The following is a 21,791-nucleotide window of genomic DNA, read 5'->3' on the forward strand; positions in this document are numbered from 1 at the left end:
TTATTGATCCTCCTGATTCTTTTTAGCCTGATTTAAACGTTGACGTAATTTTTGAATTTCATTAGCGTCATCTTCTGAAGCAGCCACTTCTGAAGTTGGTGTCTGTGACTGCACGTTCCAATCCGTCAGTTGTTCTCGTGCCCTAGGTGCTCGGCCATTTTGACGTTGAATCCGCTGCGATTCCTGTTCTTCCTTGTAGTTTCGCATGTGATCAATTGCTTGCTCAGGCGTCTGCACTTTGGCCTTGGCCCAGTCATTGGCGACTCGATCAACATCATTAAGATAAAGAACGTTTTTATCCCGATCACTAATGAGGTAGTAAATTAGCATGTTCACAACGCTGGGAGCAAACAAATGTCGATCCATGAATTTAGCCAAAACGCGTTGTTCACCATCACTAACATACTGATTCTTTTCAGTCTTTAAACTGGCCAAAAAATCAGCTGGCGCGTATGCCTTAACGGCCGCCACCAATGCCTTAATTTGTGCCTGATCCTGATTATCACCAGTTGTTGTCACCGGTTGTTCCTGGGCATCACCATCGTTTGCATTCACAGTATTGTCCACAGCCTGAGTCGCTTGAAATTGAGCAGCAACGACTTGTTTGAAACGGTTAGCATCAAACTGATTTGTTGTCACGCTTGTCGCCTGAACAATAAAGTTAGCTAAGCTTCGCTCATTTAACCCATACATTGTCGCTTCGGTAGCAATTAAATCGCGTTGATTCATTACCGAATCCAACTCAACGTACTCTCGTTTTAAATAATCGCTTAGCAGTTTGAAGTCAACCTGAACCAAGCTAGACTCACGCTCGGTGCGATGATTATCGGACTGAATCGACAACTGCGCTGGACGGTTAGTCAATTGAGCATCACTCATATGAAATACAGATAAAAAATTAGCTGATACATTTTTCATCTGACTTACGTTAACCGTTTTCTGTTCAAATTTTGCTAACAGTTCATCATACCGCGTTTGACCAACAGATTGTAAAAGCAAGACACTGAGTAAATCATCAGCAAAAAACGCAGTCGCCGAAAGTGGCGACTGCAGTTGATAAGCGTAAACATCCCCTAGTGCGTCTTGTTGGTAAAAACTATCCAATAAACCGGCCGCTTCCAATCGCTTACGGGCAGACAGAAAATGATCCAAATCCAATCGCAACCATGTCAACAGTTCACTGTGTTGACGACGATTAGACAACTGGGGGTGCTGGCTAGCGAACGTAGTCAACCCTGTGTATAAGCCAAACGCAGTAACACCCAGTATCGGTGCGTACAACGTTTGCCAACTCAACAAATGCTGCTCATCACGAGGTGGCAGTGTAACCACAAATCCTGACCGCGGTGTTAAAGTTGGTGCAACATTCATGACTGACACTCCCTTCTTGTATTCAGCAATTAACGTTTATCCGAGCGCTTGTCCCGCTCAACCATTTCTTTCATTTCATCCAAAAAGACACTCATGTCCTTAAACTGACGATAGACGCTGGCAAATCGAATATATGCAATCTCATCAACATCAGCCAACTCGTTCATAACGTACTCACCAATCAGTTGACTAGAAATTTCGTTCTCGCCCAATGCGCGGACCTTTGACTCGACTTTATCAACTACGGTATTCATTTGCTGCATGGTAACCGGTCGTTTTTCTGCAGAGCGAATAATTCCGCGAAGAATCTTCTCGCGACTAAACTCCTCACGGGTGCCATCTTTTTTAATGACTAATAATGGGGCTACTTCAACCCGTTCAAACGTTGTAAATCGAAAACCACATTTTTCGCACTCGCGTCGTCGACGAATCGCCTGACCCTCTGCGGTCGGACGACTATCAACAACTCGGGTATCGTTATGGTGACACCGTGGACATTGCATAGCCTGTCTGTGCTCCTTTAATCAATACTAAATCGTTTTAATCCGCAGTCTGACGGACTTTGTCAAGCAAGTTTACCACTTGTAGACGGGTCTCTTCAAGTTGTTGGGAATTATCGATAACCACATCTGCCTTGGCAACTTTGTTAGCCAAGGATAATTGACTTTCAATTCGTTCATTCGCCTCTGCTAACGACAAGTTATCACGTGCCATCAACCGAGCCTGTTGAATCTTGAGTGGGACACTGACCACCACAATCAGGTCAACGTCCTTTTCATAATGTTGTTCTAAGAGCAATGGCGCATCCAAGACAACTACGGGCGTGTTTCTGCTCTTAAAACGATCAATTCGCGACCGAATTACTTTTCGGATAACGGGTTGAACAATTGCATTAAGCTCAGCTAACTTGTCGTCATTATTAAAGACTAGGTTGCCTAATTTATGACGATCTAACTGACCCGTTGCTGTCAAAACCGTATCCCCAAACGTACTAATGATATCTGCCAAAGCGGTTGTATTAGGCGCCACCACCTCGTGAGCGATTTTATCTGCATCAATAATTGGGATGCCTGCCGTTGCAAACATTTTAGAAACTGTCGATTTGCCACTGGCGATACCGCCAGTTAGTCCAATTACCGTTGTCACTTAGAAGTCTCCTTAGTCGCTGCTGCAGAACGTGCCTTGGAAGCAGCTATCTTCACAACACGTAATTTTTGTTCTTTGGGACAAAAAGTGGTGCCCCGCTCACCAACTTTAATTTTCACCATTGTGGTGCCACACCGTTCGCAAGGTTCACCGCCGTGACCATATGCATGAAGTTCATTTTGGAATTCTCCCGCATGTCCAAACGCACTGTACGTGAACACTGTCGTACCGTGATGTTCGATTGCCAATTGCAATTCATCAAAAATACTCAACCGTAATCGTTTGATTTGCGCAGTGGTCACTGTATTTGCCGGTTGTTCCGGATGAATTTTACTGAGCCACAGTACTTCATCACAGTAAATGTTGCCCAGCCCTGCAATGTTACTTTGATCCAGCAGCCAAGACTTGATTGCCTTACGACTCTTTGCCATTTTAGCAACTAAATACGCCACGCTTAAGGTTTCAGGTGTGGGCTCTGGCCCCAACGTTTTTAGCCCACCGACCGTGTCTTCATCACCAGTATGAATCACAACCATGCGCCCAAATTTACGTGTATCGTTGTAACACAGTAACTGACCATCACTTAAATGAAAAACAACATGGGTGTGTTTATCCCTTGGCGTGTCGGCTGGTGCTCCAAAGTATTTGCCTTCCATTCGCAAATGAGAAACCATCGTCAGCCCACCATCGAAACGAAACAACAAATACTTGCCACGTCGATCGACTCTGGTAACTGTCCGTCCAGTTAACAGCGTCACAAAAGCGTCGGCACCGTTTAACACCATTTTCGGGTAATAAACGTCAATTCCAGTAATCGTTTTTCCAACAACCATCCGCGTTAGCCCACGACGAACCGTTTCAACCTCAGGTAATTCTGGCATCATTCATGCCTCCATTTTGAAATTCAATCTTGCGATAAATCGTTATTTCGCATCATACCAAGTAGATCCGTGAGCACTTTCAACTTTCAACGGAATATCCAAACTAACAGCTGAATCCATAATGCTTGGAACTAATTTTTCAAGAATCGGAATCTCTTCCTTGGGTGCTTCAAAGACCAGCTCATCATGAATTTGCAGCAACATAGTAGCCTTTAAATCGTGATCAGTTAATGCCTTCTGCATTTGAATCATAGCAATCTTAATAATATCTGCTGCTGATCCCTGAATTGGCGTATTCATCGCTGTCCGTGCTGCAAACGAACGGCGATTAAAGCTCTTCGCATTGATATCAGGTAAATACCGGCGGCGATGCGTGATTGTCTCCACGTAGCCCTGCTTCTTTGCCTGTTCAACAACGTCTTCTGTATATTTTTTGACATCTGGGTATTCGCGGAAATAAGTATCAATAAATTGTTTTGCCTGAGGACGGGAAATTCCCAGATTTTGTGATAATCCATAATCACTAATTCCGTAAACAATTCCAAAGTTTGTTGCCTTGGCCTGCCGCCGCATTAATGGCGTCACTTCATCATTAGAAGTTAACCCAAAAATTCGGCGAGCTGTTGCCGCATGAATATCTTCGTCTTCACGGAAGGCCTCTTGCAAGTTTGCATCCCCAGTAATGTGAGCCAACACACGTAATTCAACTTGTGAATAGTCTGAAGAAAAGATTTCCCAGCCATCATGACTTGGCACAAACGCCTTCCGAATTTCACGTCCTTGCTGAGTTTGAATCGGAATGTTTTGTAAATTCGGGTCAACTGACGATAAGCGACCTGTCTGCGTCAGAGTTTGTAAATAGCGCGTGTGCACCTTGTGATCATGGCTATGAACGACTTTTAACAGTCCCTCAATATAGGTCGACTGTAACTTAGACAAGCCACGGTAGGCCAAGATATTTTCCACAATAGGCGCTTGAGGCGCCAGCTGTTCTAAGACATCAACTGAAGTTGAATAACCCGTCTTAGTCTTTTTGATCACTGGCAACTTCATTTTTTCAAACAAAATTTGGCCCAATTGCTTGGTCGAATTGATGTTAAATTCTTCTCCAGCTTCGTTGTAAATGGTTTGTTTCAGCGATGACAATTGTTCCTTGAACTTTTCTCGCATATTGGTCAATTGGTCAGTATCCACATAAACACCGGCAATTTCCATATCCGCCAGCACAAAAGTTAACGGCAATTCAATGTTGACATATAAATCACGCTGCTCATTTTGATCAAGTTCTTTAAACAGCTCTTCATGGAGATTTTGAATGGCCAATGCCTTCCGCGACAAATGGTCGAAGAATTGTTCATCATCGTCAGGAATCGCCCGTTTGGCACCCTTGCCGTAAACGGCTTCATCTGTTTCAACCTGGTCGTAACCATGTTGTTGTGCCAAGCTACCCAAATCATTTGAATTATCATTCGTATCCAGCAAGTAAGAAACGAGTAACAAATCGAAATCAACACCAATAAGTTTGACTCCGAGACGGTGTAGACCGACATACTGAGCTTTAGCATTAAAAACGTTCTTTTCAATATTGCCATTTTCCATCAATTTCTTAATTTGGGCAGATTGAAGCAGATCGACTTCTCGACTAACCAATGTCTGTTTGCCATCGGTCATCACAAAACCAGCAAATGCACTGAGATGATAATTTTCATCAGGCATTTCCAAAATAAAACTAACTTCATCGGTAAAATTATCAACCAAGTCTAGATTATCTTTGGTTAATTCTGTCCAACTGACAGTCTTTAAAGCTGTGCTTGTTTCATCGTCGCCTAAATCCAAAGAAAGACCGGCATTCTGCAACTGTTTCAGGAAATTGTTGAAGTCCATCTGTTGATAGAAGGCAATCAATTTGTCAATATCAGGACCGTTATAATCGATATCATCCAAATGAATTGCCAACGGCGCATTGGTGCGAATCGTCGCCAAATCTTTACTCATCAGGGCCTGATCATGATCCTCAATCAAGTGATCTTTCATCTTGCTCTGTTTAATATCATCTAGATGATCGTAGACACCCTCTACGGAATCAAACTGCGTCAGTAACTTAATCGCCGTCTTCTCACCCACTTTGGTAACACCCGGATAATTATCGGAAGTGTCACCCGTGAGTCCTTTCATATCAATAATTTGTTTGGGTTCTAAGCCATATTTATCCTGAACGTGAGTAGGTGTGTAATATTCGATTTCGCTAACACCTTTTTGCGTGATTGCCACCGTTGTTTGATCTGTTGCTAACTGAGTCAGATCACGGTCCCCAGTTACGATGATCACTTGATATCCGGCTGCTTCGCCTTCACGGGCCATGGTGCCGATAATGTCGTCGGCCTCCCAATCCTTGAGTTCATAACTCTTGATGCCGTAACCGGTCAAAAGATCTCGTAAGTAAGGCATTTGCTCTGATAATTCTTCCGGTGTTTTAGATCGGCCACCTTTGTAGTCAGAAAATTTACCAGTTCTAAAAGTTGTTTTCCCGGCGTCAAATGCCACTAATGCCTTATCTGGTTGAACAACCTTAACTACTTTATCCAACATCGTCTTGAACGCGTAAATAGCGTTCGTATGTAAGCCATCATGGTTAGTAAATCGATCCAATTGTTGATGCAGTGCAAAGAAGGCACGAAAGGCCACACTGTTGCCGTCAATCAGTAATAGTTTTTTCTTTGTTGATAACGTTAATTGTTCGCTCATAAAGGCCGTCGCTTTCTTTGATTTTAATGATTCCATTTTAACAAATTAAGCGCTCTCGCACCAATTTGAAGCAGAAGCGTAATTGAATGTTTAAGTGAGCCCGATGCTGATAATTATCGACTGATTCTGATTTTGCTGGCGTAGTCGCACCCCCTGTAGAAAAAAGATTCCACTTGTTCAAGAAACACTGGCAAACAAAAAGCCGTGCCGACAACAATGTCAACACGGTTTCTAGTTATGATTTATTCGAGCATTTTATTCACAAACATTAAAGCCCTGCTCATAGCATGATTTTAGTCATTCAGGTTTAATTAGTTGCGGTTGCTACCGTAGCCAAAAATCTGCAGGATGTAAATGAAAATGTTGATGAAGTCTAGGTACAACTGAAAGGCACCCTGAACGGCTAGGCCACTCAACGAAATCTGATTGCCATACTGTTCATAAATTTTACGCATCCGTTGTGTATCCCAAGCAGTCAGAACAACAAAAACAGCCACGATAACAAAACTAAAGATGAAACTGATAAAGGATGACCGTAAGAAAATATTAATCAAACTAACGATAATAATCCCAATCAGTGCAAACGTTGCTTGCGTCCCAATCTTAGTCAAATCACGGTGTGTCGTTGAGCCATAAAAACCCATTCCACCAAAGATAGCGGCTGACGCAAAGAACGCAGAGAAGATTGTCGCACTCGCATATTGAAGGAAAATGCTGGACAGCATCAACCCGTTGATCGCCGCAAACCCAAACAACATTGTCAGCCCTGCTGCTGCACTCCGGTTGGCCTTAAAGCTAGTGCCAATTACGAGTCCAAATTCAGCCACCACTAGAACAATTGGGAACCAGCGGTTAGCAGCAATAAAACTAAAGTATTGCTGTTGGAAAACAACGCCGGCAAGCACGGCAACGATTGCGGAAATCAGCACCGCTCCACCCATGTAACCGAAGACTTTACTCATGAAGGCTGATAAACCAGAAGCCTGTGAGTTCACCTCTCGGCGAGGTTGTTGATATTCATTGTTATTCACAAAAATCCCTCATTTCTTATTAATTAACTAATTGTCGTTTGACAAATACTGACTAATTCATGTTCAAGATGTATTCTAACAGATTTACCCAAACACGCAAGCGTTTTACCTGTGCAATACGCAACTTTAGAATTCCTTATAGATAACTGTCCACCCCCTCTAGTTTTTTGACCACAAGACGCTTAAAATTATGTCTACCTTGTTTTATAAACTATTTAGTGTAAGGAGCCGTTATGCCAGTCGAAAAACAACAGACTGTAAAACCCAGTCTGTTCTTAACACTTTTATTGGGTACGCTATCTGCGTTTGGCCCATTATCCCTAGATATGTATCTGCCTGCACTGCCCCAGCTGCAAGCTAGTTTTCACACCAGTTCAGCAGCTGTTCAAGCAAGTATCAGTGCCTGCCTCATTGGCATGGCCGTTGGTCAATTAATTATTGGCCCATGGAGTGACCGGGTTGGGCGACGGAAACCCTTATTAATTGGGCTGGTTGTCTTCACGCTCACGTCAGCGGCACTTATCTTTGTCCATAGTATCGTAGTCTTTCTAGTTCTTCGTGTTATTCAAGGCCTTGCTGGTGCGGCTGGTCAGGTGCTGTCGCGGGCAGTAGCCAGAGATCTTTTCTCCGGACACCGATTAACTACTTTCTACGCCACATTAATGTCCATCAACGGAATTTTCCCAGTTATCGCCCCAATTTTAGGAGCTGTTCTAGTAAGTTTCTTCCCGTGGGAATCAGTGTTTGTGACATTAACAATTGTTGGCATTTTACTCGTCATCGCCAGTGCCTTCGGTCTGCCAGAGACAGCCACTAGCATTGGCGGGCCTGTTGAAAAGCTCGATTTCAAGAGCGTCTTTTCAAACGGACGTTTTATGCTCAATGCAAGTCTGTTAGCACTTGTGTACGGCGCTTTGTTTACATACATTGCAGATTCTTCGTTTATCTTTCAGCAAGACTATCATCTAAGCACAACTGCTTTCAGTATTATCTATGCTATTAATGGTCTAGGAATCGCACTGGGAAGTAAAATTGTCGGCCGTGTTTCTGAATTCCTCAACGAGCATCAAATTGCCCAAGTTGGTTTCCTAGTCCCTCTAATCGGGTGTGTCATCCTAGTCATCAACGCATTAACAATCAATCAGCTCTGGCTGTTTGCAGTCGCTTTGTGGTTTGTCGTTTCGTCGGTCGGTTTCAATAGCACTATCACCACTGCTATTGCCATGGAAAGCACAACTAAAAACATTGGCACAGCCTCAGCAATCTTAGGTACTCTGTCTCAATTAGTCGGTGGTGTAGCTTCGCCGCTTGTCGGTTTATTTGGCTCCAACACTGCCTACCCAATGATTATTCTTATCTCAATTTTTGAAGCATTGGGATTAATCTTGCTACACTTTAGTCGCTCAACAGCTAGCAACAAGGATCTATAAAAAGACATGGACAAACAAAAATACCGTTACGAATTTAACTTCGCGACGGTATTTTTATGTCTAAGAATCGTATTTAATCAACATTAACCATTATTCAAGCTCGTGTTACTCAGAAGCGTTTCATACTCACGTTCATACTTCTGAACGTCACCAGCCCCCATAAAGATGGCCACAGCGTCATGATAGTCCAGTAAAGGTGACATATTATTCAACGTCAGCACTTCACCACCCTTGGTAATTTTGGCTCCCAAATCAGCACTAGAGACATCCCCAGTCTTTTCACGGGCAGAACCAAAAATATTCGTTAGGTAAACTTTATCTGCCAAATTAAGGCTCTTGGCAAAATCATCCATCAACGCGATTGTCCGCGTAAACGTATGTGGCTGGAAGACAGCAATTAATTCCTTATCAGGATACTTTTGACGGGCAGCATCGATTGTTGCCTTGATTTCTGACGGATGATGAGCGTAATCATCGATGATTGTCATATCGGCAACTTTACGTTCTGAGAAACGCCGTTTGACACCCTGGAAAGAAAGCAATTCCTTACGTAAATCGTCCATGTCCACTTTTTCAAAATGAGCGACAGCGATAACGGCCAAACTGTTCAGCACATTGTGTTCACCAAACAACTGAATTTCAAAGTTTCCGATAAATTCATCATGGATATAAACATCAAAGTTTGAACCCTTCGTAGTGCGTTTAACATTACGGGCCTGAATGTCATCTGTATCGTTAACCCCGTAGTAATAAACTGGGACTTTAGCCGTAAGCTTGCGCAATTCAGGATCATCGCCCCATGCGAAGATTGCCTTACCAACTTGGCCAGCAAATGTTTCAAAGGCACTGTAAACATCGTCGATGCCCTTGTAATAATCTGGGTGATCAAAGTCAATATTCGTCATGATGGCATAATCTGGATGGTAAGCCAAGAAATGACGACGGTATTCATCAGCTTCAAAGACAAAGAAACGTGAGTTAGGCGTGCCTTTACCTGTACCATCACCAATCAAATAACTGGTTGGTGCAATGCCACTCAAAACATGTGAAAGTAAACCAGTCGTGCTGGTCTTACCGTGTGCACCGGCAATCCCAATACTTGTGTAACCCTTCATCAATTGGCCTAAAAATTCGTGATAACGAACCACGGTCAATCCCAATTCTTTGGCACGAACAATTTCCGGATGAGTATCAGGGAAAGCATTCCCAGCGATAACGGTTAAACCGGCATGCAAATTGTCTGGATTAAATCCATAAATCTTAATGCCAGCCTGTTCCAAAGGTCGTTGTGTAAAGGTGTACTGCTCAATGTCAGAGCCTTCAACGCGGTCCCCACGATCATGTAAGATTAATGCCAACGAGGCCATTCCTGACCCTTTAATACCAACAAAGTAATAAGTTGTGTCTGTGTTATCCATGAATAATGGGCTCCTTAATATTACAAACTATCTATATTTTGTAATGAACAAATCTAATGTAACAACATTAATCGTTGACAATCAAGGTTCTTTACAGGTTTAAGCTAATCTTCATCACTCTTTTTTAACTTATCCGGTGTCAGGAAAACTTCTCGGGGTTTAGAACCTTGTTGAGCGGACACATAACTGTGACTTTCTAATTGGTCAACCAGGTTAGCTGCACGGTTGTAACCAATAGAAAAGACGCGTTGCAGTTTGGAAGTAGAGACAGTCTTCTCATTTGCAACGTAGCTTAGAACATCGGGCCATAAATCGTCTTGATCCTCAGCGGCAATTTCTGTTGCTAACAATTGTTTCGGTTCGAAGGCATAATGTGGCGCCATCTGCTCGCGGACAAAATCAGTTACGGTGTCAATTTCATCGTCAACAAAAGTTCCCTGTAATCGGATCGGTTGACTCTTGCCGTTACCGAGGTACAGCATATCCCCTCGTCCCAGCAAACGTTCAGCACCAGCTGTATCTAAAATTGTTCGTGAATCAATTTGACTAGATACCATAAAGGCTACCCGTGTCGGAATATTGTTTTTAATCGTTCCTGTAACAACGTCCACAGATGGCCGCTGAGTAGCGACCAATAAGTGTAAACCAGCAGCACGCGCCTTTTGAGTAATCCTGGCGATGTAGTCTTGCACCTCTGAGGCGGCAACCATCATCAGGTCAGCCAGTTCGTCAATGATAATCACGATATAGGGCATCTTCTGTTCAGGATGACCACTCGCCATGGCCTTCTCGTTAAACTGTTCAATGTTACGGGCACCACCAGCAGCAAGCTTCTGGTAACGTTCTTCCATTTCATTAACAGCCCACTTCAAAGCGGCAGCAGCTGCCTGTGGCTCGGAAACTACTGGTGATAATAAATGCGGAATACCGTTATACGGTGCCATTTCCACGGCCTTAGGATCAATTAAAATCAACTTAACTTCCTGTGGCGTTGCCTTGTACATGATTGACATAAGCAAACTGTTGATGAATACGGACTTACCAGAACCCGTTGCCCCGGCAATTAACCCATGTGGCATGCTGCGCAAATCAGTTACCTGAGGTTTACCGAATAAATCAACACCCAACGCAACTGTCAGCGGTGACAAACTGTTCTGGAACACGTCAGAACGCAAAACCTCAGACAGCATAACTGGCCGAGATTTCAAGTCAGGAATTTCAATTCCCACCGTCGATTGACCAGGAATTGGCGCTTCAATTCGAATATCTTTAGCCGCCAGAGCCAGTTTAAGATCATCTTGTAAATTAGTGATCTTGTTTACCCGAACCCCAGGGCCAAGACTGACCTGAAATTGAGTAACAGTCGGTCCAACCGTGTAATCAACCACTTCCCCATCCACGTTAAAGGCGGACAAGGTACTGTTTAGCACATCAATTTGTTTCTCAATCCAAGCGTCCAACTTCGCTTCGTCACGCAGTACTGGCGGCTTAAGCAAGTCTAAACTTGGAAAATGATAGGTCATTAGGCCCTTATCACTTTCAGATGCGTACGTCCGACCAGAAAGCTGCGCAACCGTTTGCTCAACGGTCTGCGTACTATTCTTCGCTTGAGCACTTTCTGGAACAAATTGTTGATCCAAACCATCCGTCGTCCTATCAGAATCAGCATGATCATGATTAAACAACGCCAAGTCTTTCTGACCATTTTGCTCTTCATTCAAAATATCAGCTAATCCATGACCAAGTGCTGTTTGCGAACGTGCAGCTGGTGAACTTGTTGCGACCGCATCACTTTCAGTTGCATGAGAAGTAACATTGACCATGCTCTGCGCAGAATGTTCCTCACTACTTGCGACGGATTCCTGCAGAGCGACGGAGCTATCCGAATGTTGAATACTTTTCGTCTCATAACTATCATCTTGATGGCTAGTTTGTGTCGAACTTACCGCATTCGTTACCTGCACTGATGTTTCAGAAACGGCAGAATGAGCCGAAACGGCACTAGTTGACGACTGATCAGAATCCTGATGAGCAACTACCTCAGCGCTCGAAGCACTATTGCTTGGTTCACGTTTCGCCGATGTTGTCGCCGAATCTGAACTTGTTGCTACATCCTCTTTTTTATGTGACCAGTCATCTTTACCCCAACTACTGGTTGTCTTATCAGAGGTTGCGGAATATGCTGCGGATGCTGGCGCAAATGGTTTATTCAGTGCAGATACGTACTGCGTATCACGAGCAGCCGACTTAGGCTTGGGTTGCCAAGGACGTCGACGAGGACGAATTGTCTGCTCAAGAGCTCGTGCCTGCTGGGAAGCATACATGCTTGCAGTTGCACGATCTATTTGAACCTCATCATTACCGAAACGAACTGGCGCACTAGTTGGCGTCCTTTCTTGACTGCCATTGACAGGAGACGTCTCCTGTCGATTCTCAGACACGCGCTGACTACCGCCAACTTGACGTTCGGTACCATTAGGTGCGTGTAGAACATGATGCCGATGCTGTTTTATTCTTGTTAATTCTTCTGGATGTTGCCGGAGAAACGCCGGACCATCGTAATGTTTCATTGAATCACCTAAGTCAAATTATTGAGTATCGTTTTCAAACAGCCATCTCTGCAATCCACTAATTTCAAATTAAATCGGATTCTAAGTGAGCGTCATCACTATTCTTGTAACAACAGTCCACCAACCCAGCTTGAATAAAAATTTGAACTAGCAAAAGAGGAGGCCTCTGCCCCCTCGCATCCTTATCATGCAATTCAGACTTCTAAAACATGAAAAAGGACTAACTAACAATTAAATGCATTACACAAAAAGCTTATTGCCGCGTTCAAAGTCAAACGGATCACCGACTTTTGCAAAATCGTCTGGTAGAATCAGTGCCCCTTTTTTCTGAGGTGCATTCTGCAAATGAAGCTCACGACCACTAGTAATCATACCATTTGAGGAAACGCCCCGCAATTCGCCAGGCCAAATGATTTCACCGTTTGGCATCACTGCACCAACTTTGGCAACAACAACGTAAATGTGTTCCTGCATGTTTGGTGATCCGCTCACAATTTGCAGCGTTTCATCATTGTCAACACGCGTTTTTGTTACTAACAAGTGATCAGAATCAGGATGCTTCGTTGTTGATTCAACATAACCAACCACAAACTTTGGAGTGCGGTCAGCAACTAAAACTGTAGCGTCAAAGCCAGCTTGTTTAACTGCTGCCTTTAAGGCATTGATTTGATCATCTGACAATTCGATTGGTCCATTACCGGCGATACTCTTGTCAATATGGCTAACACCAATAAAGTTAAAACCCAAGGTTGTATCGGTTTTAGGATCATAGATACGCGCAATGTTCTGACTGGTTTCCACAGACTGCTCCGCCACATTGGGAGCCAAAATGACCACCAGTACATCTGGGGATGCTTGCTGGTTCATACTTGCAATTAACATGTTCTTCCTCCGAATATAATGTCGTTATTAAAGTTTAGCCTCTTGCACTTACGTGGTCAATCGTTCAGACAACATTTTCCTGTTTTCCTAAAATGGTGTACACTATGAGCAATTCATTTTGACCACAACTGGAGGGATTGCCTTGACAAACAATCAGCATTTTAGCCAATTAGCCATCTTAGCAGGACTGGGGATATCAGCCGGTCTTGCTCTTGGTGCGCTTATCCAGGATCTACATCTAAAACGTCCGGATCGAATTTTAACGGAGGTTAAAACTTCCTTCCGTAAATCAGGCGCTCTTGATGGTGCTTGGATTGAACATCATCCTGTACCCTTTAAACGTTTTGCTGCTCAAACGCTCGTCTATCGTGGCGGTGTCATCAAACATGAGGATGGTCAGCCTGTTGCTTATGAGTTTTTAGCCGATACAAAAACCGGCAAAGTAGTCGACGTTTGGAAGGTAACTTCACAACTCCAATCATAACCATGATCTTTGTTAGCATGAAAAATTATCTGCATAATATAGTGAAGAAGCCACCGAGATTAATCACAATCTCGGTGGCTTCTTCGCTATCGTGCTTCATCTACGAATACATCAATCTAACCTTACATACCATAGCAATTCTATTTTTTCTTACTGCTACCACTGCTTGATTGACTTGAAGATGGCTGATTATTGTCAGGATTATTATAGTTGTTCTTCGATTTTTGATTAGTCGTTCCGTTATTCATGCGTGGCTGTCGTTCTTGGAATTGTAGCAGGTTTTGTGACATTAATGACACAATCTGCTTGTTTTGTGGCAAATCAGAATGTTCCGCGTCACTGCCCGTCACCGTGAGTTCTGTAAAATGTGCGACCTGATCTTGATAGACATATTTACCGGCGTACACACTATCAACGGGCACAATCCCGTCATTTGTGTAGTTTTCCGTACCAGCAACCAAATACACATTTAATGAGGCCGGCAATTTATTACGGTTATCGACCATGTCATCTAGCATAGCGACTCGTTTGCTCTGATCTTTTTCTTCGAGATTAAACGGTGAGCCCAGCATCATCAATTCGTGCATTTTAAACTTAGACTGGTTGAAATAGTTTTCTAGAAACAATGTGTATATCAGCCCACCGTTAGAATGGCCAAACCCAGAAAAGTTGTTAAAATTATACGTTTTTGCTAAATAGTTAAAAGCGATATTAAACCATTTGGCCTGCTTTTTGATATTTTCATAGCCGTCATGGTTATTTTCAAACGCCACGACGAAGAACGGCGTGTTGTCACCGGCCCGAACTTGCCCCGTGACTTGGAGGGTATCATTTTCCTTAACCGTAATTTTAACAATGCTATGTTGAACTGGCGTTGACTTTTGACCACCCTGAACATTTTTGGCCACGCCCTGACCTGAATTAATCGTTTTAAATAAATCATCAAAGCGGTTTTGTCCAGCCGACGATCCAGGAATAAAAATAACTGGCGACATTTGGGATTGTCGAATGGTTCGCGGCTTAGTGACTGAGCTCTTGACCTACGGAATCGTGAAGCAAGTCACTACAATAACAAACACAAACAGACCGCCGACAAACAACCATCGTTTGATTTTATTGGTCATTTTGATCACGTCCCGTCTCTGTCTTATGATTCCGCTCACGCGTTATTAATAATGCCTGCAGGCGATTTCCGTTTTTTACAAACGGTATAAAGAAAATAATGTCCAAGAAAAAGAGAATAATCGCCACAACTAATGTGGCAATATCACCACCCGTGCCTGCATATCCCTGAAGAATCCCTGGGGTCGTCCACGGAATTCGATAAACTGCTGGTGGAATAATGCGCGATTTGATCAACACCGCCCCAACCAACATATTGAATACAGGAACAATCAGCATTGGCAGTAAGTAAATTGAATTAAAAATCATTGGTAAGCCAACCAACCCTATCCCCGACATATTAGATAACGTTGGTAGGAGTCCACGATAAGCGACTCGCCGTTCACGATGAACGATCCCGACTAGTAAAATCGCAATCATCAGCGCCAACATGCCACCCACGCCACTAATATTACCGAACACATCATACAGCGTATGTAAGGTAATCGGGTATGGTGCACCAAACGATGTATGATGCGCTTGTGAAAATTGATAATTTGCACCGGAGTACGTCGTAAAACCAGTTAATCGCGGTTGCGCGATTGGACTAGCCAAGCCAAAAAACATTAACAGATTACTAATTACAGCGGATGCCAGAATAGCAAAAACATGCGTTGTCGCCTTGCCCAAAGTAAGGGTTGCAATCCCCTCATTGAGGATGCCAAGTGGCCCAGCCGCAGTAACCAAACTCAAACTAAAACCGATTCCCACAAACAAAATAATTACGATTGCCAACGGAAAAAACATGCGTTGAGAACGCGAAAAAAGTCGGTCATCCTCCGTTACAACTTGATGACTGGAGAAGTGATTGCTAAAAGGAATTCGGAATATTAGGCCGACAATGATACCAGTCACAAACGCCAAGAACAGACCGCGCAAGCCAAAATTATCAAATAAGAATAAGTTATCTGGGCTTCGATAGTCATAATTTAAAATAATGTACGCTGCACCACTGGCGAGTCCAGTCGTCATTTTGTCCTTGTGAAAAAACTCTGCGTAGTAATAACCCACAAGATAGGCCGCGCAAATACTGACAACCACATTTAGCATGATAACTAAATCGCTCAGCGAGTAACCGGCCTCAATTAATGCACTACCAGCACGTTTGAATTGAAAAATTTGATAGTAAAAACCATCTGGCCGCAACCACGCCTCATCAATCCAACTCAATAAGACGTCCATTAAGACAAACGGAAACAAAATTGTTAACGAGTGACGAATAACAGACGTCATTGGTCGGTCTCGCAAAAATAAAGCTACTTCTGCGTTACGTATGTGAAAATCTTTTCCAAGTTGTTTCATCATTACAGTCACGTCCTCATAATATGTCACGTTCTTTATACCGCTTGCTCTGTCGACGTGCAAGCGGAAACCGTTTTTCGTGATAATCAAAAACGAGCTGTGGCATAAGTCTGATTTGAGAACAAGCATTAACGCAAAACTGACCCATTCCCGAACTTGGGAATGGGTCAGTTTTGGCTTAAGTGGAATCCTCAGGACTTTGGAGCGCGATACTGCTCACATTATTCGTCCCAAATAAACTTATGTCGCAACCTCTTTTGATTTCTAATTCGACTAAATGGTTACTTAGCCTTGTCCGGCATTTCAACAACGAGTCGATAAATGGGTTGACCTTTTGCTGAAAATTTTTGTTCGTACTCTGTCTCAATGTTTTCCAGCTTACCATCACTAGCCGCAATGTCTGCATGTAGATCCAATGAAACTTCAGTTAGTCGCAACCCAAATGTCGTCATGCTCATGAGTGAATACTCAAATAGATGGCGATTGTCTGTTTTAAATTGAATCTTACCATTGTCACGCAGAACCGCCTGATAGCTGGCCAGAAAAGTCTTGTACGTCAAGCGCCGCTTTTCATGTCGAGTCTTCGGCCATGGATCAGAAAAGTTTAAGTAGAGTTGATCAACTTCACCTGGCTCAAAGAAAGTTTCAACACCGTCGCCGTCTGCCAAAACCCACTGTAAATTATCTAACGCTTCTGGCAAAGACGTTTTTAAGGCTGCTGCCAAGACTGACTTTTGTAATTCAATACCGACAAAATTAATTTCCGGATGGGCTTTTGCCATACCAATCAGAAACTGACCCTTACCGGTGCCAATCTCTACTTGTAGCGGCTGTTGCTGTTTAAAACGATCTTGCCAATGACCTCGGTGAGCAGCAGGATCTAATACAATGGCTGCAGGGTTTTCAGCAATAAGATCGTCCGCCCATGGTTTGTTTCTTACTCGCATATAAAAGGTTCTCCTTGTACTGTTTTTAACAAGTTATGTGATTTTCAGATAATGAGTTGATTGTTGAGCATACCAAACTGTTCGGCATTTCGCATTGTGAATGGCGCTTTGAGTCCAGTTTTTATACTTTATCAGTAGTTTAAGCCTAGCTTTTTCTCAACCGCCAACCGCTATACCAGCCAATAAAGATAATCAATTCAGCCGCCATCGCAACGACATCAATCAGAAGCCGTAGCCATGACCAGTTGACCGCAACATCGACGATGACAAACAAAACGGCGCAAATTGTCAAAACGTCAGTTAAAACTGTTTTGAAAGCCGACAACTGTTGTCCCTTAGTAACTGGAAACAGATGAGTAAATACCTTTCCCTCATACTCGCGATAGAAAGGTAACAATTGAAAACCAATCAAATAGATTGCTAGCAGCATCACAACAAGGCTGGCCCATTGATTAGTCAAAAAGATTAAGATGATCATTCCCATAACTGTCAATCGTGTGATGAGTCCAAACGTATCGCTATCACGGCCAAGCCCTCGCGTAAATAGGAACAAATACGGATTGGTCGAATGACCGATAACGAGCTTCCACAATGGGTCTAAATAACGTCGTCTTCTAACCGTTGCTTTAACCTGTGGAACATCTGTAAATAGGTTAAAGAAACGATACAAAACCATCATGCGTCCATTTTCATTTGTAATTAGCGACTGCCAAGCCAACTGACCATTGTGCCAACGCTTTCCAAGACCAGCAATTGAGGCACTCAAAGCTAGTAAAGCTGCGATCAAACCAACCCAGACAGACACAAACAAACTGAGGCCGAAAATAACAATTGCGCCCAACCAGTTCACCAATCGAACTTGGCCAATCGAATGCTTTACCTGTTGAACGCCTTGCTGTAGCTGCCAATTCATCCATGCTGCCTTAGTAATTAACTGAGTCATAATAAGGATAGCCGCTTCAAGCAACGTCATCTGGTCGCCACGAGCTAAAAATGGTAATAAAACCACGCCAACCGCAATTTGAATGAAACTTGCCATTAACAAACTATAATTGCGGGCATGCTTTAAATACTGATGAAGAGTTGTTTCTGCGGGCAGCAAAAAGACAGCGTCAGCAGGTTCCAACAAGGTTGCTAATCTTCCCATTTGTAGTGTAATAACTAAGATCAGCATCGTTAACCATGGTCCCCACCAGACACCTAATGTTAACCTTTTTAATTCATTCTGGTAGGCAAATCCCAACGCGCCAAAGAAGAAAAATAACGCAATAACAAAGTGATCGGTAAAGACAAGCCGTAAATATTTCAATAACTGGCCGGCATGGCGTGATAAACGTTGGGAAAACAGTTTCTGCAAATCAGTCATTACGTTCACCATTTGCAAGTGCCAAATAAATATCATCCAGAGAACCACCTACGTCTGGGAAAGCGGCCCTTAACTGATCTAACGTCCCAGAAACCTTCACTTCGCCCTGGTTTAGCAAGATGAATCGGTCACAATATTTTTCAGCGTTTGCAAGCACATGTGTCGACATGAGAACGGCTGCCCCACGGCCACGTGCTTCCTCAATCAATTGAAGCAAGTCATGCACAGCAACCGGATCTAAGCCTAAAAACGGTTCGTCAATAATAAAAACTTTCGCATTGGTCATAAATGCATTCACAATCATAACCTTTTGTCTCATTCCCTTAGAAAAATTGGCAGGAAACCAGTTCAACTTGTTATCTAAACGGAATGTCTTTAATAATTCATGTGCCCGAATCCACGTTTTCTCGACATCTAAACCATAAGCCATCATGGTTAACGTGAGTGTTTCTTGAAGGGTTAGCTCATCGTATAACACTGGTAATTCTGGAATATACGCAATTTGCTGTTTGTACGCGGACGGATCCGTTTTGAGGTCCACCCCGCCTAATTGGATATGTCCTCGAATTGGTGTTAACAAACCAATAATATGATTAATCGTCGTCGACTTGCCGGCCCCGTTTAAACCAATGAGGCCGACCACTTCGCCGTCTGCAACGGAAAAACTGACATCTTTTAGTACTGGAACCTGCGAATAACCGCCCACTAAATGTTCAACTTCAATTCCCATAGTTATATCCTTTCAATTATTTTATCTACATTCATATTATTTTGTTATTCTGTTCCGATCATCGTGCCATATTTAGACTAGGTCTCGGCGCGAATAAACGTTAAACTGTTACAACACTATTTTCATTAGTATTGGTGCTTACATTTAAAAATGCTGTCCCTGATTATAGCATATATCCTCCTCAAAAACGGATTGCGTGGTGCAAGTGATTAACACACTTACGTCTCACAATCCTTTCCGCAGTCAAGACAGATGTGTATAATCAAGATAAGTGAAAAGATGTATAGGTGCATATGGGTTAAATCACGAATCGTTAAATCAAGCGAAACGTGTGCACCTATACGTAAATGAGGAGGAACTGTAATGCTAGACGATAACTGCATTTTTTGTAAGATTATTAAAGGCGAAATTCCAAGCTACACGGTATATGAAGATGACGAAGTTAAAGCGTTTTTAGATATCTCACAAGGCACGCCAGGCCACACTTTGGTCATTCCTAAGACACACGTACCAGATATCTTTGCTTATGACGAAGATTTGGCACAACGTGTGTTTGCCAGGATTCCTAAAATCGCCCGTGCTGTCCGTGCATCAAACCCTAATATTGTTGCCATGAACATTGTCAACAACAACGGCAAGGTCGCTTATCAGTCTGTGTTCCACTCACACTTTCACATTGTTCCTCGCTATAGCGATGACGATGATTTCAAAATGATTTTTAAAGATAACAGTGATAACTATGATGATGCGGCCTACCGCAAAATTCAGCAAGACATCATGGCACATATGGGGGCGTAATCCATGTTTGCTAAACTAACTGCGCCCATTCGAGAACTCGTTGCTTCAGTTCAAGGCTTCACCACCGCACTACATCGCTTGCAAAATAGTGTTTCGCAATTGTCTGAAACAGCAGCTAAAGCACAAGAAACGGTTAATGATATTCAGAAATCCGTTGAACAATTTCAGTTTAAAACAGCAGCTCATGAAAAAGTCATTCAAGAAAACTTGGACAAGTTGAATGATGACTTAGCTGCCATTAATCGTCACAAGGATAAAAAATAATGTTGTTTACATGCACTGATGCCTGCTATCTAGGCCTTAGTGCATTTTTTATTCAGTAGCTTAACGGTACCTTAACGCAAGTAAAAGTTTCCGTTAAGGCGGCAGCTTGTTTCTACATCGGCATTAATCTATGTTAATATAGCTTTTGTACGTTTCGCCATGTTGACATGGCAAACAAAAATCGAAATGGATGTGAATATTTTTTATGAAAAAATGGCTTCTTGTTCCAGCCGGTTTAGTGATGGCCTTTTCACTTGCTGCGTGTGGAAACAAAACTGTGGCAACGACCAATGGTGGTAAAATCACCCAGGACCAATACTACTCAAGTATGAAGACCACTAGTCAGGGTAAGCAAGTCCTGCAACAAATGATCATCAAAAAAGTGCTTGAAAAGAATTACGGTAGCAAGGTTTCAAGCAGTAAAGTCAACAAGCAATATGACACGGTTAAGAAACAGTACGGTTCTAGCTTCAACAGCATGTTGACCCAACAAGGGATGACAGCTTCCAGCTTGAAAGACACCCTTCGCATGAACCTGTTACTAAAAGAGGCCGTGAAAAACGACGTCAAGATTACTAACTCTGACTTGAAGAAACAGTTCAAGAGTTGGGAACCTAAAGTTTCAACGGCCGTTATCGTAACTAGCAAGAAAGCCACTGCCACCAAAGCCATTGATGAATTAAACTCTGGTACTTCATTTGCTAAAGTCGCTAAGAAATATTCAGACGACACGATTACCAAAAATAAAGGTGGAAAAGTGCCAACGTTTGATAATGCCTCCACTTCAGTTGATGACAGTATTAAAACAGCTGCCTTCAAATTGAACAATGGTGAATATACGAAGACCCCTGTGACAGACACTAACTCACAAACTGGAACAAAGAGTTACTACGTTATTAAGATGTTGAACAAGCCTTCTAAGGGTACTTGGACACAACACAAACAAGATCTTAAGGAACAAATTTGGAACCAAGATATGGACACCAGCAACGGTGGTACTGTCCTTCAATCCGTTATTGCTAAGGAATTGAAGAAAGGTAACGTTAACATTAAGGACAATGACTTGAAGGATGTGCTTTCACAGTACACTTCAACCTCATCATCTTCTGCAAACTAAGCAATTAGGTCATTGAATTAGTTTATGCACGATAAAAGGCAACCTCATTTTGCGATAATCCCTCTGTGGTTGTCAGATGAAATAATATAATTCATCTGACAGTTACGGAGGGATTTTTTGTATGCCCAGAACTAAATATACAGCTCCA

General features: G+C 42.8%; 19 protein-coding genes. 5 read left to right on the forward strand and 14 right to left on the reverse strand.

All coding sequences use genetic code 11. The annotated features are described in order from the left end of the window. From GB993_RS04965 to GB993_RS04990, 6 genes are all read right to left on the reverse strand, one after another. Positions 1-1,371, reverse strand: coding sequence for a DnaD domain protein (locus tag GB993_RS04965; RefSeq protein WP_161003312.1), 1,371 nt, complete (start codon positions 1,369-1,371; stop codon positions 1-3). A 29-nt stretch (positions 1,372-1,400) separates the two neighbouring features. Further along, positions 1,401-1,874: a transcriptional regulator NrdR gene (gene nrdR, locus GB993_RS04970; RefSeq protein ID WP_017261688.1), complete on the reverse strand. Its 474-nt coding sequence runs from the start codon at positions 1,872-1,874 to the stop codon at positions 1,401-1,403. A 37-nt stretch (positions 1,875-1,911) separates the two neighbouring features. Continuing rightward, positions 1,912-2,517 carry a dephospho-CoA kinase gene (coaE, locus tag GB993_RS04975; RefSeq protein ID WP_161001442.1) on the reverse strand — a complete coding sequence of 202 codons (606 nt, stop codon included), beginning with the start codon at positions 2,515-2,517 and terminating at the stop codon, positions 1,912-1,914. Beyond that, positions 2,514-3,398, reverse strand: coding sequence for a DNA-formamidopyrimidine glycosylase (gene mutM, locus GB993_RS04980; RefSeq protein ID WP_161003393.1), 885 nt, complete (start codon positions 3,396-3,398; stop codon positions 2,514-2,516). The genes coaE and mutM overlap by 4 nt, the downstream gene beginning before the upstream one ends. Before the next feature lie 42 nt (positions 3,399-3,440). Beyond that, positions 3,441-6,143 carry a DNA polymerase I gene (polA, locus tag GB993_RS04985; RefSeq protein ID WP_161003313.1) on the reverse strand — a complete coding sequence of 901 codons (2,703 nt, stop codon included), beginning with the start codon at positions 6,141-6,143 and terminating at the stop codon, positions 3,441-3,443. Between the two features lie 311 nt (positions 6,144-6,454). Then, positions 6,455-7,174, reverse strand: coding sequence for a Bax inhibitor-1 family protein (locus tag GB993_RS04990; RefSeq protein ID WP_161003314.1), 720 nt, complete (start codon positions 7,172-7,174; stop codon positions 6,455-6,457). A gap of 233 nt (positions 7,175-7,407) precedes the next feature. Between GB993_RS04990 and GB993_RS04995 the strand changes: the two genes are divergently transcribed. Beyond that, positions 7,408-8,604, forward strand: a complete 1,197-nt coding sequence (locus GB993_RS04995; RefSeq protein ID WP_161001444.1) for a multidrug effflux MFS transporter — start codon at positions 7,408-7,410, stop codon at positions 8,602-8,604. Between the two features lie 83 nt (positions 8,605-8,687). Here the strand turns inward: GB993_RS04995 and murC are convergent, their stop codons facing one another. The 3 genes from murC to ytpR form a co-directional block, all read right to left on the reverse strand. Continuing rightward, positions 8,688-10,022 carry a UDP-N-acetylmuramate--L-alanine ligase gene (gene murC, locus GB993_RS05000; protein ID WP_017261682.1) on the reverse strand — a complete coding sequence of 445 codons (1,335 nt, stop codon included), beginning with the start codon at positions 10,020-10,022 and terminating at the stop codon, positions 8,688-8,690. Positions 10,023-10,126: 104 nt separating this feature from the next. Next, positions 10,127-12,592: a DNA translocase FtsK gene (locus GB993_RS05005; protein ID WP_161003315.1), complete on the reverse strand. Its 2,466-nt coding sequence runs from the start codon at positions 12,590-12,592 to the stop codon at positions 10,127-10,129. Between the two features lie 240 nt (positions 12,593-12,832). After that, positions 12,833-13,474 (reverse strand): YtpR family tRNA-binding protein, encoded by a 642-nt coding sequence (gene ytpR / locus GB993_RS05010; RefSeq protein WP_161003316.1) that lies wholly within the window; start codon positions 13,472-13,474, stop codon positions 12,833-12,835. Positions 13,475-13,616: 142 nt separating this feature from the next. Between ytpR and GB993_RS05015 the strand changes: the two genes are divergently transcribed. Continuing rightward, positions 13,617-13,958 carry a hypothetical protein gene (locus GB993_RS05015; protein ID WP_017261679.1) on the forward strand — a complete coding sequence of 114 codons (342 nt, stop codon included), beginning with the start codon at positions 13,617-13,619 and terminating at the stop codon, positions 13,956-13,958. 140 nt (positions 13,959-14,098) lie between these two features. Here the strand turns inward: GB993_RS05015 and GB993_RS05020 are convergent, their stop codons facing one another. The 5 genes from GB993_RS05020 to GB993_RS05040 form a co-directional block, all read right to left on the reverse strand. Continuing rightward, positions 14,099-14,968 carry an alpha/beta hydrolase gene (locus GB993_RS05020; protein WP_347877348.1) on the reverse strand — a complete coding sequence of 290 codons (870 nt, stop codon included), beginning with the start codon at positions 14,966-14,968 and terminating at the stop codon, positions 14,099-14,101. A 103-nt stretch (positions 14,969-15,071) separates the two neighbouring features. Further along, on the reverse strand, positions 15,072-16,424 hold the full coding sequence (locus GB993_RS05025) for a PTS sugar transporter subunit IIC (RefSeq protein ID WP_161003317.1): 1,353 nt from the start codon (positions 16,422-16,424) through the stop codon (positions 15,072-15,074). 278 nt (positions 16,425-16,702) lie between these two features. After that, positions 16,703-17,368, reverse strand: coding sequence for a tRNA (guanosine(46)-N7)-methyltransferase TrmB (gene trmB / locus GB993_RS05030; RefSeq protein ID WP_161003318.1), 666 nt, complete (start codon positions 17,366-17,368; stop codon positions 16,703-16,705). 145 nt (positions 17,369-17,513) lie between these two features. After that, the gene (locus GB993_RS05035) at positions 17,514-18,770 is read right to left on the reverse strand and encodes an ABC transporter permease (RefSeq protein ID WP_161003319.1); all 1,257 of its coding nucleotides are present in this window, start codon (positions 18,768-18,770) and stop codon (positions 17,514-17,516) included. After that, positions 18,727-19,464 (reverse strand): ABC transporter ATP-binding protein, encoded by a 738-nt coding sequence (locus GB993_RS05040; RefSeq protein ID WP_161003320.1) that lies wholly within the window; start codon positions 19,462-19,464, stop codon positions 18,727-18,729. The genes GB993_RS05035 and GB993_RS05040 overlap by 44 nt, the downstream gene beginning before the upstream one ends. A gap of 363 nt (positions 19,465-19,827) precedes the next feature. On the opposite strand from GB993_RS05040, the gene GB993_RS05045 reads away from it, so the two are divergent. The 3 genes from GB993_RS05045 (at position 19,828) to GB993_RS05055 (ending at position 21,643) form a co-directional block, all read left to right on the forward strand. Next, positions 19,828-20,262 carry an HIT family protein gene (locus GB993_RS05045; RefSeq protein WP_017261673.1) on the forward strand — a complete coding sequence of 145 codons (435 nt, stop codon included), beginning with the start codon at positions 19,828-19,830 and terminating at the stop codon, positions 20,260-20,262. Between the two features lie 3 nt (positions 20,263-20,265). After that, complete coding sequence (locus GB993_RS05050; protein ID WP_017261672.1) at positions 20,266-20,526, forward strand: hypothetical protein; 261 nt, start codon at positions 20,266-20,268, stop codon at positions 20,524-20,526. Positions 20,527-20,731: 205 nt separating this feature from the next. After that, positions 20,732-21,643 (forward strand): peptidylprolyl isomerase, encoded by a 912-nt coding sequence (locus GB993_RS05055; RefSeq protein ID WP_161003321.1) that lies wholly within the window; start codon positions 20,732-20,734, stop codon positions 21,641-21,643. Positions 21,644-21,791 lie beyond the last annotated feature (148 nt).

Source organism: Furfurilactobacillus milii (assembly GCF_009864005.1).
Classification (GTDB): domain Bacteria; phylum Bacillota; class Bacilli; order Lactobacillales; family Lactobacillaceae; genus Furfurilactobacillus; species Furfurilactobacillus rossiae_B.